The 15,457-nt window shown below is 34.1% G+C and carries 12 protein-coding genes; 3 read left to right on the plus strand and 9 right to left on the minus strand.

Annotated elements, in window-relative coordinates; genetic code table 11:
• Positions 1–336: 336 nt before the first annotated feature.
• The gene (locus ASJ80_RS06600) at positions 337–3,036 is read right to left on the minus strand and encodes a carboxypeptidase regulatory-like domain-containing protein (RefSeq protein ID WP_095652053.1); all 2,700 of its coding nucleotides are present in this window, start codon (positions 3,034–3,036) and stop codon (positions 337–339) included.
• A 494-nt stretch (positions 3,037–3,530) separates the two neighbouring features.
• On the opposite strand from ASJ80_RS06600, the gene ASJ80_RS06605 reads away from it, so the two are divergent.
• Together ASJ80_RS06605 and ASJ80_RS06610 are read left to right on the plus strand one after the other, a co-directional pair.
• Positions 3,531–4,919: an NAD(P)/FAD-dependent oxidoreductase gene (locus ASJ80_RS06605; RefSeq protein ID WP_069584362.1), complete on the plus strand. Its 1,389-nt coding sequence runs from the start codon at positions 3,531–3,533 to the stop codon at positions 4,917–4,919.
• A 198-nt stretch (positions 4,920–5,117) separates the two neighbouring features.
• The gene (locus ASJ80_RS06610; RefSeq protein WP_069584361.1) at positions 5,118–5,594 is read left to right on the plus strand and encodes a DUF308 domain-containing protein; all 477 of its coding nucleotides are present in this window, start codon (positions 5,118–5,120) and stop codon (positions 5,592–5,594) included.
• Positions 5,595–5,722: 128 nt separating this feature from the next.
• Here ASJ80_RS06610 and ASJ80_RS06615 read toward each other — a convergent pair whose 3' ends face one another.
• The 3 genes from ASJ80_RS06615 to ASJ80_RS06625 all read right to left on the minus strand — a co-directional run bounded on the left by ASJ80_RS06615 (position 5,723) and on the right by ASJ80_RS06625 (position 9,406).
• On the minus strand, positions 5,723–6,082 hold the full coding sequence (locus ASJ80_RS06615) for a heavy metal-binding domain-containing protein (protein ID WP_069584371.1): 360 nt from the start codon (positions 6,080–6,082) through the stop codon (positions 5,723–5,725).
• Positions 6,083–6,273: 191 nt separating this feature from the next.
• Positions 6,274–7,461 (minus strand): redox-regulated ATPase YchF, encoded by a 1,188-nt coding sequence (locus tag ASJ80_RS06620; protein ID WP_069584360.1) that lies wholly within the window; start codon positions 7,459–7,461, stop codon positions 6,274–6,276.
• A gap of 151 nt (positions 7,462–7,612) precedes the next feature.
• Positions 7,613–9,406 carry a S8 family serine peptidase gene (locus tag ASJ80_RS06625; RefSeq protein WP_069584359.1) on the minus strand — a complete coding sequence of 598 codons (1,794 nt, stop codon included), beginning with the start codon at positions 9,404–9,406 and terminating at the stop codon, positions 7,613–7,615.
• 702 nt (positions 9,407–10,108) lie between these two features.
• Here ASJ80_RS06625 and cbiE point away from each other — a divergent pair.
• Positions 10,109–10,732, plus strand: a complete 624-nt coding sequence (gene cbiE / locus ASJ80_RS06630) for a precorrin-6y C5,15-methyltransferase (decarboxylating) subunit CbiE (protein WP_069584358.1) — start codon at positions 10,109–10,111, stop codon at positions 10,730–10,732.
• A gap of 56 nt (positions 10,733–10,788) precedes the next feature.
• On the opposite strand, the gene ASJ80_RS06635 is transcribed toward cbiE, so the two are convergent.
• The 5 genes from ASJ80_RS06635 to ASJ80_RS06655 all read right to left on the minus strand — a co-directional run bounded on the left by ASJ80_RS06635 (position 10,789) and on the right by ASJ80_RS06655 (position 15,445).
• Positions 10,789–12,003, minus strand: a complete 1,215-nt coding sequence (locus tag ASJ80_RS06635) for a chitobiase/beta-hexosaminidase C-terminal domain-containing protein (RefSeq protein ID WP_069584357.1) — start codon at positions 12,001–12,003, stop codon at positions 10,789–10,791.
• 219 nt (positions 12,004–12,222) lie between these two features.
• Complete coding sequence (locus ASJ80_RS06640) at positions 12,223–12,591, minus strand: cupin domain-containing protein (protein ID WP_069584356.1); 369 nt, start codon at positions 12,589–12,591, stop codon at positions 12,223–12,225.
• Between the two features lie 351 nt (positions 12,592–12,942).
• Positions 12,943–14,196, minus strand: a complete 1,254-nt coding sequence (locus ASJ80_RS06645; RefSeq protein ID WP_069584355.1) for a magnesium transporter — start codon at positions 14,194–14,196, stop codon at positions 12,943–12,945.
• Positions 14,197–14,309: 113 nt separating this feature from the next.
• A complete protein-coding gene (locus ASJ80_RS06650) occupies positions 14,310–14,903 on the minus strand; it encodes a HemK2/MTQ2 family protein methyltransferase (protein WP_069584354.1) in 594 nt (197 codons plus the stop codon).
• Positions 14,904–14,962: 59 nt separating this feature from the next.
• Positions 14,963–15,445: a hypothetical protein gene (locus ASJ80_RS06655; RefSeq protein ID WP_069584353.1), complete on the minus strand. Its 483-nt coding sequence runs from the start codon at positions 15,443–15,445 to the stop codon at positions 14,963–14,965.
• Positions 15,446–15,457: the final 12 nt, after the last annotated feature.

Below are 15,457 nucleotides of genomic sequence, written 5' to 3' on the forward strand. Positions count from 1 at the left end.
ATTTAAATACTATAAATAAATAAAATAGCTCTTAAGATCTAAATTATATTTATTTATGCATTTTAATTGCTTTAAAAGTTATACATAAATTTTGTTTATTAAATTAAATTTGAAGTAATTTTATAAAATCAAAATAGACATGTATATAATCATAATACTTTATTAAAACTATTTTAAGCTCCATTAAGTATTATTCATATGTATATTAGTTATAAGTTAATAAGTGAATTGATAATGGGCGTATTTTTACAAAAAAAGGTTAAATTAAGAAATTTTTATATACTGAAATTTAAAAAGAAAAAAAAGTAAAGATAAATTTACCATCTCACGCGTTACTTACGTTATGACTGCAGTTCCTTTTATAGATGCAACAGTTGTCAATTTGACATTTGAGGTTATTGCTTGTTCAACTACATGCAGCACGGCCTTAGAGCCACTTTTTAAATTACCGATAGTCCATACTCCTGTTTTATAATTGTATTTTATGTTCTTGTCTTTGGATATGTATTTGAATCCTTTAGGCATTTTAAGGGTTACAGTAACGTTTTTAGCGTTCATTGGCCCGTAATTGTATGCTGTTATTGTAAATGTAACTTTCTGTTTATATTTAGGGTGTGCGTTGTTTACTGATATCTTCACAGCTAAATCAGCTGCAGGTCCAATTTTTACAATTGCAGCTGCATTGTTGTTGCTGGATTTTTGATCGTAGTTGTTTCCAGTTATAGTGGCAGTGTTAGTTACCTTAGTGTTTGGAGCGGTAGCTTGTGCCACTATGTTTAGTACTGTGGTTGCTCCGTTTGCTAAGTTTCCGATGGTCCATGTCCCTGTTGATGGGTTGTATGTTCCATTACCGCTGGAGGATATGAATTTTAATCCTGAAGGTAGTTTGTCAGCGACTTTAACTCCTGTTGCATTATTTGGTCCGTTGTTGTGTGCTGTTATGGTGAATATAACCTTCTGCAGGTACTTAGGATTTGCATTGTTTACAGTTTTACTAATTCCTAAATCTGAAGCGAGGTTTACAGTTATTGTTGAGTTATTTTGGTTGTTGGTTGAATTCTGGTCATAATTAGTCCCGTTTATAGATGCAATATTAGTTATTTTGGTGTTTGAAGTAATTACCTGTGCTATAATTTTTAGTATTGCATCTTTTCCGTTTGCCAGGTTTCCGATTGTCCATATTCCTGTTGTGGAGTTGTATGTTCCATTTCCACTGGAGGATATGAATTTTAATCCTGAAGGTAGCTTGTCTGTTACTTTTACTCCTGTTGCAGTGTCTGGTCCGTAGTTGTGTGCTGTTATGGTAAAAATTACATTTTCAAGATATTTTGGGTTTGTATTGTTTACTGTTTTAGTAATTTTTAAATCTGAAGCTGTACCTACAGTTATAGTTGAATTGGATTGATCATTATCCGGATCTGGATCGTAGTTAGTCCCTGTTATATTGGCTATGTTGGTTATTTGGGTGTTTGATGTGATGACCTGGGCTATGATATTTAATGTTGCGTCTGCTCCATTTTTTAGTGTTCCGATTGTCCATATTCCTGTTGTAATATTGTAAGTGCCGTTACCATTAGCTGATATAAATTTTAACCCTGTTGGTAGTTTATCTGTTACTATCACACTTGTTGCATTATCTGGTCCGTTGTTGTGCACTTTTAATGTGTAGGTTATTTTTTGCAGGTATTTTGGATGTGTATTGTTCACTGTTTTGGTCACTTCAAGATCGGAGGTGTTTACATGTAATCCTCCTACAGGGACCTGTGCTTCAGCTTCAACGTGGCCAATAATTAGATTAACCAGGCCTCCTCCAAGAATGTCAAGAACCTGTAGTCTTAATGCATCACCTGATACTTTGGCGTAAGTACCGTCGGCAGAAGTATTTGTTTTTTGGCCGCCTAGAGATAGGGTTAGTATTCCTGGAATTTCAATCCCTGCTTTTAATTGGTCCAAAGTAACAGTCGCACCTAAGAGTTTTACCGATGCTACCTGCCAGTTGAAAGTTGCAGACGCTCCTCCTGGTTTTCCATTAACTGAAGCTGTCGCGCTTGTTTGCAATGCTTTAATTTCCAGTAATTTATCACCTAAAAGTGTTACAGTTATGTTGGCTACTCCTGCTTTTGAAGTGCTTACTAAGATTCCTGTATTAAAATCAGGTATTACGCTGCTGCTTGAACCTACTGCACCTACATTTAATGATAATATGTGGAGTGCTTTTAAAAGTGTTATATCCAGATCAATTGATGCGAGGGTACTTGTTCCACTTGCAGATGGGGGGTTGGCACTTGAGTTTGATTCAGCACTTAAAAGGCCTATATTGAGTCCTAAGTTATTTAAAATTTTGTTTAAAGTGGAATTAGTTGTTGGAAGCAGTCCTCCAGATTTATAACCTTCATTTCCTGTTGAGTATACATCCAATAGTCCAGATAATAGACTGGTCGTTAGAAGTTTGATTTCTAAAGAGGATCCACCTCCTGTGGAATAAGTTGTGGAATTGCTATTTGCCCATGCGCTTGATTTTCCCGCATATATGTCTAATAATATTTTAGGTAATGCACCTATGTTTAACACATAACTTGAAGCATTACCGCTGTATTTAAGCAGTTTGTAAAGTTTAAAGTCTGCAATACCGTAAAGATTAGGGTCGCTTAGGTTTGAACTGTGTTTAACTGTTATTGTTTTAGATATTGGCATATATCCTAGTTTGCTTGCGATTATCGTGTAAGTTGTATTGGAATTAATGAAGTTTAATGAGTATGTACCGTCATTGTGGGTTGTAGTTTGGGCTACCTGTGTGCTGTTTTGAATAACTTTTATTGTGACGTTTCCAAGGCCTTTGTTGGTAGAATTATCCTTGACTACTCCCGATATTATGGGATCTGGAATCTGGCTGCTGGTATTTTTTACACTTGCTGATGATTGTAAAGAGTGAAAACTAGAATTACTGTTATTGGTTGTATCTGCTGCTGAAACTGTACTGCAAAGAGCCAATGTAAAAATGCAAACTAATACTAATATTATTCTTTTGATATTCATTTGAAAATCACCTCCTGTTTTTGTAAAAAAATTCAAATCTTTAATGTAGGCTTGGCAATTTTGTCGAGATAGAAATGTGAAGTATAGTAAAACATTTGTACTAATTGTAAACTGTTTGTGAGCATTATCACATGTTTATTAAAGAGTTTGAATGGTTTAGTGATTTGACTTCTTTTCAGTTTCAATAGTCCATACTATAAAATTTAATACCTTATTCACAAAACAAAAACAAGCATATATGCACATATTTTGGGTATTATATAATATTAGATTATTAATTAAAGATAAATATTAAAAAATTAATTTATATTATCTGTTAGCTATTTCAAAACTTTAAATGGGGATTAAAACTAGTTTTAGTTGAGAGGAAGTGGTAAATTTGTAAAATAAGTTATAAATAACTAATTTTTACACTTGAAATTGACCTCTGGAATAGGTGGGAGAACCCTATTATTTTTTTATAGTTTAAAACATAAAATAATAAGGGAATAATCATGGAATATGATGTTGTGATAATTGGTGCCGGACCTGCAGGGCTGTTTGCAGCAGCTAAGTTAGCTGATCATCTTAAAGTTGTTTTAGTAGATAAAGGAAGAGGAATGGAAGGAAGAACATGTGCTGCCCTTAAAAACAGCACCTGTAGAAAGTGCAAACCATGTAATATAACTGGAGGACTTGGCGGAGCCGGAGGGCTTTCTGACGGCAAGCTCAATTTAAGGCCTGATATAGGGGGTAACCTTGAAGAGTTTGTAAGCAAGGAAGAAGCGTGGAATATTATATATGAGATAGATGACTTTTTCTTAAGACATGGTGCCCCGGATGAACTGTATTCTCCATCTAAAGAGGATATATCTGAAATTTTAAAGAAATCTGCAGCAGCTGGAATTAAATTTATCCCAATAGTCCAGAGGCACATTGGATCAGATAAGACACCTGCTGTCATAAACTCCATAAGGAAAGAACTTGAAAGTAAGGGTGTTGTTTTTTTACTTGAAACTGAAGTTTTGGACATTCTTGCTGATAATGAAATAAAAGGAGTAATTGTGCGGGATAAATCTGGAAATGAATTTGAAATAAAATGTGACTATGTACTGGCGGCACCTGGAAGAGTAGGTGCATACTGGCTCTCAGATCAGCTTAAAAAGCTTAAAATTCCTATAAAATACAACCCTGTTGATATTGGAGTTAGAGTTGAGGTTCCACAAATTGTAATGGAATCTATAACTGAAATAGAATGGGATCCCAAATTTCACATAACAACAAAAACATATGACGACTTTGTAAGAACTTTTTGTGTTTGCCCTAAAGGGTTCGTTGTTGAAGAAGTATATGATAGTTTTGTTGGTGTAAATGGGCATTCTATGCGTGAAAAATTATCTGAAAATACTAACTTTGCGTTTTTAGTTAGGGTAGAATTAACTGAACCTGTTGAAAATACCTCAGCATATGCATTTTCAGTTGCAAGTATTGCTAACATACTTGGGGGTGGAAAACCTATCATTCAAAGACTGGGAGATCTTAAAAGAGGCAGGAGATCAACATGGAAACGGATTGAAAAAAGCCATGTTATTCCAACATTTAACAATGTGGTGCCGGGCGATATTGCTATGGCCCTACCAAATAGGCTGGTTGTAAATATTATAGAAGGTCTTGATGCATTGAATGAAGTTATTCCTGGAGTAGCATCTGATTCAACACTTCTTTATGCTCCTGAAATTAAACTGTATGCCATGAGAACGGAAGTAGATCGAGGGCTGAAAACTGGTATTGAAGGACTTTATGTGGCAGGAGATGGGGCAGGAGTTTCAAGAGGGATTGTTGGAGCTGCTGCAACTGGTATTATAGCTTCAAATGATATTTTAAGGGAAATTAACCCCATGTAATTCTATAAATGAATATAAAATAATAAATATTTTGATAAAAGAGTTTTAATATTTAATTAAATATTATAATGCCTATTTTTATATGGTTAACCTTATTTTGAGCTATTTTTGGATAAAAGGCATAAATTTATATCATATGTTATTAAGAGTATATGTATTAGATTTAGGGACTCTGAAATAACTATTAGGAGGATTAAAATGAGAAATCTGTTTGCGGGGATACTGGCCATAATTCTTGGCCTTATAGTTATTGCGTTTCCGTTTTTAACAGCGGTAACGGTCAGCATATTTGCGGGTGTTGTGGTACTTTTAATAGCAATATGGCTGCTTATACTGGGAATATCTGAGCTAGAAATAAGCAGGACAACAGGTATATTGAATTTGGTACTGGGTATTATAGCCCTGATAATAGCAATTGGTTTGATTATAAACCCTGCCTTACTCAGCTTTATAGCAGGATTGACACTGTCTATAGCAGGTATATTCCTGATAATAGCAGGTTTAATATCACTGGTAGATGGAATGCACCGAAAAATGGCATGGGCTGGAGTTTTAGGTATAGTCCTTGGTATTATCTACCTTATACTGGGCTTATTTGCATTTAATCCAGTTAACTTGGGATTCTTGATAGGTATCTGGCTGGTTATAACTGGTATATTCAAATTAGTGGAATGAATTTAGAGAGTGGTAATTAATTACCACATATTTTGTTTTAAAACATTTATTCCGTTAAAAACTTCTAAATTAGCCAGTAATCTGTTTAAAAGTATTAAAAAGTTTAAAATAATTTTGAGAAATAGTAGCTATTTTTTACGGACAATTACTGCAGTTCCATAGGCTAAAATTTCTTGCATTACATTTGAAACTTCATTGGAATCATATCGAACGCTTATTATAGCATTGGCGCCCATTTGCTGCGCATGATCTATCATCCTGTACACTGCTTCGTCCCTTGACTCTTCCATCATCTTGACATATTCCTTTATTTCTCCACCAAACATGGAACGTATTCCTGCACCTACCTGCCCGCCTACACCTCTACTGCGGACAGTCAGCCCGTAACAAAAGCCTTTAGTTTCAACAACATCATATCCTGGGACATGGTTCGAGCTTACCACTATAAAACTCTGCTGTAACCCTCCCTCGTCATTGTTTATAGGCATTTCGCCCTCTTGGGAAGTATTTACTTTCCTTTTTTCTTCAAGTTTCCTTTGTATTTCCTCATTTGAGACCATGGGAACCAACTCATTTACTAAACTACAGTTATATTTGTCCGGTTAGATTTAAATCTTTATATTCTTAGGTAAAAAATTAGTTAATGATTGAATTTTATTAATATCCTTTTAAATGCAATTTACCGGCAAATAATGCTTATGATATCTCCACTTTTAAGTTCGTAGTCGCTGCTCACCCTCATACAGCTCCTCGCGTCCATAGCATGCATGAAGCTCTCACCAATATCTGTATGGATTACGTAAGCTAAATCCCTTGGTTTTGACCCTGTTCTAATTAGAATAGCGTCTGGAAGCACGTTACCTTTGCCGTCGCACATCTTATGTTCATCTTCAACAGGAAAAACAACGATCATCTTTAAAAGGTCAAAAATTACCGTGTTTAACGCTTCCTGTACTCCAGTACTTCCGTATTTATTGAGTACATGTTCCTTAATATAATTCAAGGCTTTTTTCTGGGCATCGCTTAATTTTTCAGGATCTACTATTTCAAAGTCTGAGTCTCCAGAAGTATAATTTATTAAACCTGCTTCTGCGGCTTTTACCAGAGCTAATTCTGATTCGGCAGATGCTGGAATTACATTTTCGTATTTTTCCTGCAGGCGTTTTACGTTCTCCTCTGCAGTTGGAAGGTCTGCCTTGTTGGCGACTATGAGCATTGGTTTAGCTATACGCAGCAGAACAGCTAAAAATTCCTGCATGTCTTCATCTTCCCATGCATGATACTCTGTAGGAATAGACCTTTTTGCTTCAAGGATATCCTCTAATGATATTCCAATCCCGCTGAGCTGGTCATGTATAATTCTAGCAAAATCAACCTTCTCTGCCTGGGCCTTTCTTATTAACCTGCTCCAGTTTTTCTTCAATATCCCAAAGAGCCACATGGTTATTTCATGCTCTAAGAAGTCCACGTCTTCAAGCGGATCATGAGAACCTGCGTCTACAGGTCGTCCTTCTTCATCAGTTGATCCTGAAGCGTCTATTATATGTATAAATGCTCCAGATTGCCTTAAATCATCTAAAAACTTATTTCCAAGTCCACGTCCTTCGTGAGCTCCTGGAACTAACCCTGCAACATCTATGAGTTCTACAGGTATCATCCGGGTCCCGTCAACACATTTTGAGTTTTGGGGATTGCATGTAATCTTTAGTTCTGTACATGGGCATTTTGTTGTGACATAGGCAACTGCTTTATTTGCATCTATGGTGGTGAATGGATAACTTGCAACTTCAACCTGACTTAAAGTTGCTGAATTAAAAAATGAAGATTTTCCAACGTTTGGCTTTCCTGTTACTCCGATCTGTAGCATTTTTATCACGTTCTATTTATTCTTTTTATCAGTTTAATATTGAGGTGAGGTAGCAGATAACATTTGTGGAAATTAATTTAATTAATTTAAACATGTCTAATGGAAAAAAGTAGTGTATAACACTGATAACTGGATAATTAATTAAAAAAATTTAGGTAAGGATGTATTTTTTCCCGTAACGTGTTTCATATGTGTAATATAATTTATAAGCCCATTTGTACTTCCATTTGTAAGTCCAGTAGTAGTGCCATCTTCCATATCGGTTATACCCGTGTTTGTACCATTTTTTATACCACTTTTTATACCATTTTTTATGTGAAACCTTTGCTTTGTAGCTGTATTTTACTGTCCGATAAATTTTGTAATTATCTGTGTAAACATATGACAACGTACCTGACATGTCAATGGCCATGAATTTGATGGTTTGGCTGGTTTTAAGGACAATGGGGCCTGTATAAACCAGACTGTTTCTTGTAGGGTTACTTCCATTCAGCGTATAATAAATGGTTGCAGGTTCACTTGCTTTTAAGCTTATGCTTAATGGGCTGTAGTAAGAACCTCCTTTTAGATTAACACTTACTGCAGGAGCTGTTGAATCTGTTATTATGTTTGTTAAAGCCTTAAGTGCGTTAATTCTACCGCCAGTTAAGGTTTTCCCTGCTAAAGAACTTATATAATCTACGTTATTTAAAATGGTGTATTTTATTTGAAGGGCAGTTAGATCTGGCCTTATTGACTTAATGAGTCCTGCAAGCCCTGTTACATAGGGTACAGCCATCGAAGTTCCTTGCATATATCCGTACTGTGATCCTGGCAATGTGCTGCATATGTGTGTTCCAGGAGCAGCTACATCAACTGAATTCAATCCATAATCTGAAAAAGATGCAAGAGTATCGTTTGCATCGGTTGCTGCAACTGAAATTATGTTTTTACTTGTAAAGCATGCAGGGTAGACTGGTGAAATATCATCATTTGCGCCACTGCCCCTATTTCCTGCAGCACAGACTACCAGAGCAGAAGAAGCATCAATTACATCTTTAAGGGCTTGGGAATATTCACTTCCTCCCCATGAACAGCTTATTATGCTTGCTCCCATCTTGGTTGCATAACGTATTGCAGATACAGCATCGTCTACGTACCCGTTCCCTTCATTATCAAGGAATTTTAGGGACATGATGGTGGTGCTCCACATAACTCCTGTAACTCCTTTGGAGTTGTTACCAACGGCTGCAATAATCCCTGCTACATGGGTACCATGCCCGTCATCATCGGAGATATTGCTATTGTTGCTGATGAAATTCCATCCATAAACATCATCTATATATCCATTGTGGTCGTCATCAATGTTATTTCCGGGTATTTCGCCTTTATTTATCCATATATTGGCTTTAAGATCAGGATGATTTAGATCAATTCCTGAATCAATTACTGCAATTATAACTTTATGTGATCCAGTTGTGATATTCCATGCCTCTGAGGCATTGACCTGAGAAAGTCCCCATTGATAATCATAGTAAGTATCATCCGGAATAGAATTTTCTGCATAGGCATAATTAGGTTCGGCATAAATTACGTTAGAATTTTTTTTATACTTTGCTATTGCATCATTTAGAGACATATTTACAGGTATTCTAACCAATTGTAATCCTTTCACTTCGCTGTATTCTTTTATTACAGTAGCCCCAATTTGGTGGTTAACCATTTGGGAAATTTTTTTATAACTGGTTTTACTGCTGTACTTAAATTTAACAAAAAGCTCATTTTTTTTGTAATTTGTAGAATTAGTATTTTTTGAGGTGTAATTATTTGTTATATTTGAAGAAATGGATGTTGAAGATATGTTAGTACTACCGTTTATGCCCGAAACATTTGAGGCGCTAGCTACGCTACAAAAAGTAAATAATGAAATTAATATAACTATCAGCAGTATTATATGCTTTTTCAACGGTTTCCCCTTTATTTAATTTATTATAAATTAATTTATATTATGTAAAATCCAGTATATAATAATTTCTTATACATAAATGCTTTAATAGCTATAGTGCGCATTTTTAAGTTTTAAAATAATAAAATTTAGGCATATATGTATTAATGTGAAATTTCATACATGCAGTGTCTTAAACATTTTAGAAACGCTCATGCCAGAATGTTGTGTAAATAATATCGATTCACTCGTGTGTCTGGTTAAGTAAATTGTATTTTTTTAAGATAAATTCCCTATAATCAATTAAAACTATTTAACATGAAGTATAACTCACGCACAGGATCATGGACATGTAAAAATCGCAGCTAACAAACACAATGTGTTTGTAGCCCGAAAAATTTACGAATTTTCGACGGCTGACAAATCTTTTGATTTGACAACATTTTTCTATATGTAAAAAATCATAGATTTTTTAAGGTTTTTTGAGAGATTTTTACGGTCACAAAAACCGAAGTTTTTGTGAACATGAGTAAAAAATAAGTTCATTCATGCTTGCATGAATTTGCTGGTTAACTAAATATGATCTTTTAAACATATTCAACTCCAATTAACAGGTTCATCATTTAACATACAGTAAAATTTCACAATAATGGACCAGGGAGAATAAGTTTTAAAAGTTAGTGAACCTATTAAAATAATATAACATATTTTAACGGGGTTTAAATGTCAAAGCTGTATATTGTAGGGATAGGTCCAGGATCTAAAGATTATTTAACTTTAGCTTCAAAAAAGGTGGTTGAATCTTCTGATGTAGTAATTGGAAGTAGAAGAGCACTTGATCTTTTTAAAATTCCAGATCACGGTAAAATAGAACTCAACGCTCAAAATATGAAAGAAGATATGAAACTCGCAGTTTCTGAGGTTAAAAATGGTAAAATTGTTGCACTGCTTTCAACTGGCGATCCTGGATTTTCCGGAATTTTAAAGCCGATTTTAAAGCTGAAAGAGGATATAAATATTGAAGTTATTCCGGGAGTAAGTTCGGTTCAGTTATGTGCCGCCAAACTTAAAATTCCGTGGGATGAAGCGGATTTAGTTACCATGCATGGAAAAGGGATTTTGGAGGATATTTTAGATACCATCAACAATGGAAAACCTACAATAATGCTTCCAAACTTTAAACCAGCTGAATTAGCAGCTTATTTAATTGAAAATGGCATTGATCCAGATAGAAAAGCGGCAATTTGTGAAAAACTCAGTTACGGCGATGAAAAGATAATAGAAACATCTTTAAAAAACATTTCAGAAATGGAATTCAGCTATATGTGTGTTATGGTTGTTTACTGATAATTTGAGTTACTCAAATGAATTAATATTTGCTAAAATAAAAAAATAGGGAAAACTTAGTATTTCCCAGTTTTAAACTTAAAAGTGTATCCTGCAAAATTATTGCCGGCATAATCTTTTACAGCTGATGCTGGAATGTAAATTGTGTAGTATAAGTATTTGCTTCTTTTGCTGTTTGTTTTAATATAAATGTGGTTACCACTGACCCATTTAGTTATTTTACATGTTTGATTATACTTATTTTTCACAATAACATTAGACCAGTTAATACTGGCTAAAACATTCTCACTGAACCTGATAGAAATAGGATGGGTTCTTGAAATGCCAGTAGTATTATTTTTTGGATATGTTGCAACCAGTTTTGGAGCTATTTGGTCAAGGATGTAAGTTTGTGTGTAAACACAAGATTTATGGCCGTTGTTATCCACTGCCATATATTTTAATGTGGTTGTATGGGTTATTGTAATGATGGCGTTGTATTTAGTGCTTGTAATTGTGGGAGTACTGCCGTTTATAGTATAATAGATAATTCCAGGTTTATCCATGGTTAAAGTAACATTTTTGGCTGTGTTAAAGTAACCTCCAGATCGGCTGGCTTTCACTGTTGGTATCTGTATGACTTTTTTGTCCAGTGCATTAATAATGGCATTGGCATCGGATGCCTTTTTAGCCGCTGAATCATATGCATAAGTTTCATAGATTATTGTAGGTATTCCTTTCTTTGCAATTGGTACAGTGACATATTGGGGACTTGTAGGATTCGGAGGGTAATAAACTCTTAAAAATGTCATCGCACTGATTATCTGATTTGCGTATGTTTTAGTTATTTTAGTGCCTGAAATTGGATATAAAAACCTGCAGTAAGCATAACCGCTGTTTTTATAATGATTTTCATGATTGTCCACCACTAACATCGGATGTTCATTAGAAACATCGGGTACTACAAACTTTTGAGCTAATAATTGCCCATTCATCCTGCTTTTACTGTAATCATTGACATTTTTAGTTACATGGACATAATAAAGAACATATCTTTTATTCAGACTTGCGGACTTGCTTTTTACAGCATTAGCAATCGCCTTATGTATTCCATTTTCCTGTGGATGAACCCCGACTATAAGAACTACAGTTTCGTTAGAACTGTAATTTCCATAAACTACTTTATCCACATAACCATAGCTTGTACTTCCTATTTGAGTTGCATAGCTGGCATTAATTATTGAAAAGGCTACTAAAATGAATAAAATCACACATATTATTTTTTTTGTCATTTTTTAATCCCTTAATTATTTAATAACTCATTATAATTTATTTAATAATATTTAAAATAATTATAATTATTTTAACAATTTAATAATTAAAATTTTTTATTTTACATGGTATTAATTTAAAATAGATATATTTAATCGTTATAAATCATTTTAATGCATAAATAATCTTTTGAAGAAGTTATTTTTTAAAAATTATAGCTTTTGATCAGTTTAAATATTTTAAACTAATTCTTCATCCTCTTCCTGCCACATTGGGTAAACCATGGCTAAAAATTTAAGTTCATTAGGGGCTGTGTTTTCAATGTACTGCTTTGAATTTGCAGGGATGTAAATCACTTGACCTGGCTGAACTTCTTCAGATTCATCATCAATATGCATAATGCCCTTGCCTTCAAGGATGTAATATATTTCAATGGAAGTTTTTAATCTGTGGGGTAGTGAAGATTCACCCGCCTTTAAAATTGCATGGGCAATGCTGTAATTTATATTTAAGTCTTCATTCTCCTTTTTTGGATGTAGTAATTCGCAGAGAATAGTATTATCAAGGGCTTTAAAATAATCGCAGTTTTTAATGTCTCTTATCAACATATAACCATCTCATCCAGGATATAATTAATAATATTATATAAACAATTGAATATATGGGATATTAACACTATAAATCCTTTTTTATAATACAAACCCATTATAATCAAATTTGTTGATGTTAAGTCAATTTCGTGCTTTATAATGGTATTTTCATGATTATATATTCTATTAGGTTAATAAATGATATTTTAATGGTTATAATCGGCTATATCTTGAGATATGATACATAGGATCTAATAAATACTTAAAATAATGTCTAATTAAATAGTTTAAAATTAGGGCTCTAAAATTAAAATTTTTAGGTAGATAACAAGAAATAAAAAATATTTGAGTTATAATAATCAAATATTTTTAGGATTTAGACTGTAAAAGGAGATCTATGGCATCATCCACGGTTACAATGCCTTTAAGATGATTTTCATCGTCAGTAACAGGGACTGCAAGTAAATTGTACTTTGCAATGGTTTCTATTACGTCAAACTGCTTTTTGTTAACATCAACGGATATCACATCTTTAGTCATGAATTCTTTTATTGGTTTATCAGGATCTGCAAATAACACCTGTTTTAAAGATGTAACTCCGGTTAAATTATCCTGTTTAGATAATGCATAAATGTAATAAATACTTTCAGCCTCTTTATCCATTTCTTTGAGTTTATCTACAATTTCACCCGCTTTCAACTCTTCAGAGACTGCCGCAAATTCGGTTGTCATAATCCCTCCGGCGGTGTCTTCGGGGTACTGTAGAAGTTTCTTCAGGTCATTTGATTCTTCGGGATCCATTAATTCCAACAGGTTATCTGTTTTAGAATCGGAAAGACAGCCGAGTAAATCCGTTGCATCATCAGGCGACATTTTATTTAAAATATTTGCAGCTTTTTTAGAATCAATTTCATCTAGTAAACACATCTGGTTTTCCTGTGAAACTTCTTCCAGAATGTCGGCAGCAACTTCATCATCAAAGGAGTTGAGGATGGTAACTGAGTCTTTAACGCTCAACTTTTCAACTATATCTGCTATGTCTGCAGGGTGAAGCTTCTTAAGGTCGTATTTATGAACTTTTAATTTTAAATTGAACATGTTGTCCCTGCTTGTTGAGACATCGATGTCTTTCCAATCGATATAATCCTCTTGAAGGTTTATTTTAAGGCTGCTGGCTATTTTTTCCAGTCCAAGTCTTCGCAGCGCCCCTTTAAGACTTATATCTACACCAATAAGTCTATAATGGCTGTTAACGGGGGATACCTGCAGGTCATTAATTCTTCTTATTTTTTTGCCATCTACATCCACCAGCTGTTTATCAAACACGTCTTCTACAAGCTTGATGTCTCTTTCGCCTATATTATACTCTTTAATATTTTCAAAGAGGGTATTAAGTGATATAGTGCTTCTTGAATTGTTTACATATTCCCAGGGTATGTTAATGTCCTTTTTATGGGGTCCGCGAAGAACTATTGCATTTATTACAGGATAAGATCTCTTGGTGGAGATTATGCAGTCTTTGCACTTTCCAACTATTTTACCGTTCGAGTCAAACACGGGTCTTTCAATGATTTCGCTTATAAATTGTAAAAAATCACTCCCCTGAGCAGATTTATTTTTCAATTATGTCTATCATGCAAATGGATTATACTTCCTGTCAAATTGTAATTTGGACATAGAATTATCTTAATATGTATTCGACATATAATTTATTTAAACAGCCTCTGACGCGGGTGTTACTTTAAAATTCCGGTTATAACTACAATTTCTTCAAAGAAACATTTTTCACTGGCAGTTATACCTGCCTCAAATCCCAGTTCCTCTAATTTTTGGATGGTTTTTTCGTTATTGGATAAAGATGACTGCACGAGCTGGACTCGACCGCCTTCATTTAAATGGTCCTTTACCTCATTAAGGAACTTGTCTATAGTTGCCCTGCCGTCTGCTCCACCGTCCCAGGCAGCATTAATTTCTTCGTCAAATTTTTCATCCTCATCCGTTGGGAGATATGGGGTATTGAATAAGATTAAGTCGAATTTTTCATCTTCAACAGGTTCAAATAAGTTCCCGGTTTTTAATTCAACGTTATAAGTCCTGTTGGTAATAGTATTTTTAAGGGCGCATTTAACTGCATCTTCATTTATGTCAGTTGCAGTTACTTTTTTTGACTTCTGTGCAGCTACAACTGTTATAAGCCCAGTACCGGCACCTATTTCAAGTACTTCATCTCTTCTTTGGATGTCCAGGTTTTCTGCAAGTAAAAATGTGTCTTCTGCAGGTTCATATACATTACGGTGGGTGTAAATTACGATTCCTTTGTATTCTAACATTTTAATTATTCCTTACTGTTGATAAATTTCAAATATAAAAGAGATAATAAAATTAGGATTTATAAATTATTGTATTTAGTTAAACATTTTATTTTACACCTGTGCATATTGTAGTATACGCAGTCTTCAGGATATGATCTACATATCTCCATGTACTTATTTGAAACTTTTGCTGCAATTAGTGGATTTTTAGGATATTTTTTCAATGTTTGTATGGCATCTTCTTTTTTGACATATCTTGCTTTCCCTACATTAATCATCCCTTCAGCAAGTTCATCTAAAAATACAGATTCTGTAAACTTTGAGTCTTTATTCATGGCTCTGCAAACGCGTTCTCCTACTGCACATTTCTTTGATTCATGAATCAAAATTGACGCGGTGTTTATGTCAATGAATCTTGGTTCTGATACTATTATTTTCTTCAATAATTCTTTCCCGATGCGTTGGCCTAAAACTGGAATTTTTACAAGTTTAAGAAAATAAAGCGTCAATTTCACATTTTTTAAAACTTTTCCAGATGTATAATCATCAATAGTTGGCATATTATGGCCTGT

It is taken from the genome of Methanobacterium bryantii, assembly GCF_002287175.1.
GTDB classification, from domain to species: domain Archaea; phylum Methanobacteriota; class Methanobacteria; order Methanobacteriales; family Methanobacteriaceae; genus Methanobacterium_D; species Methanobacterium_D bryantii.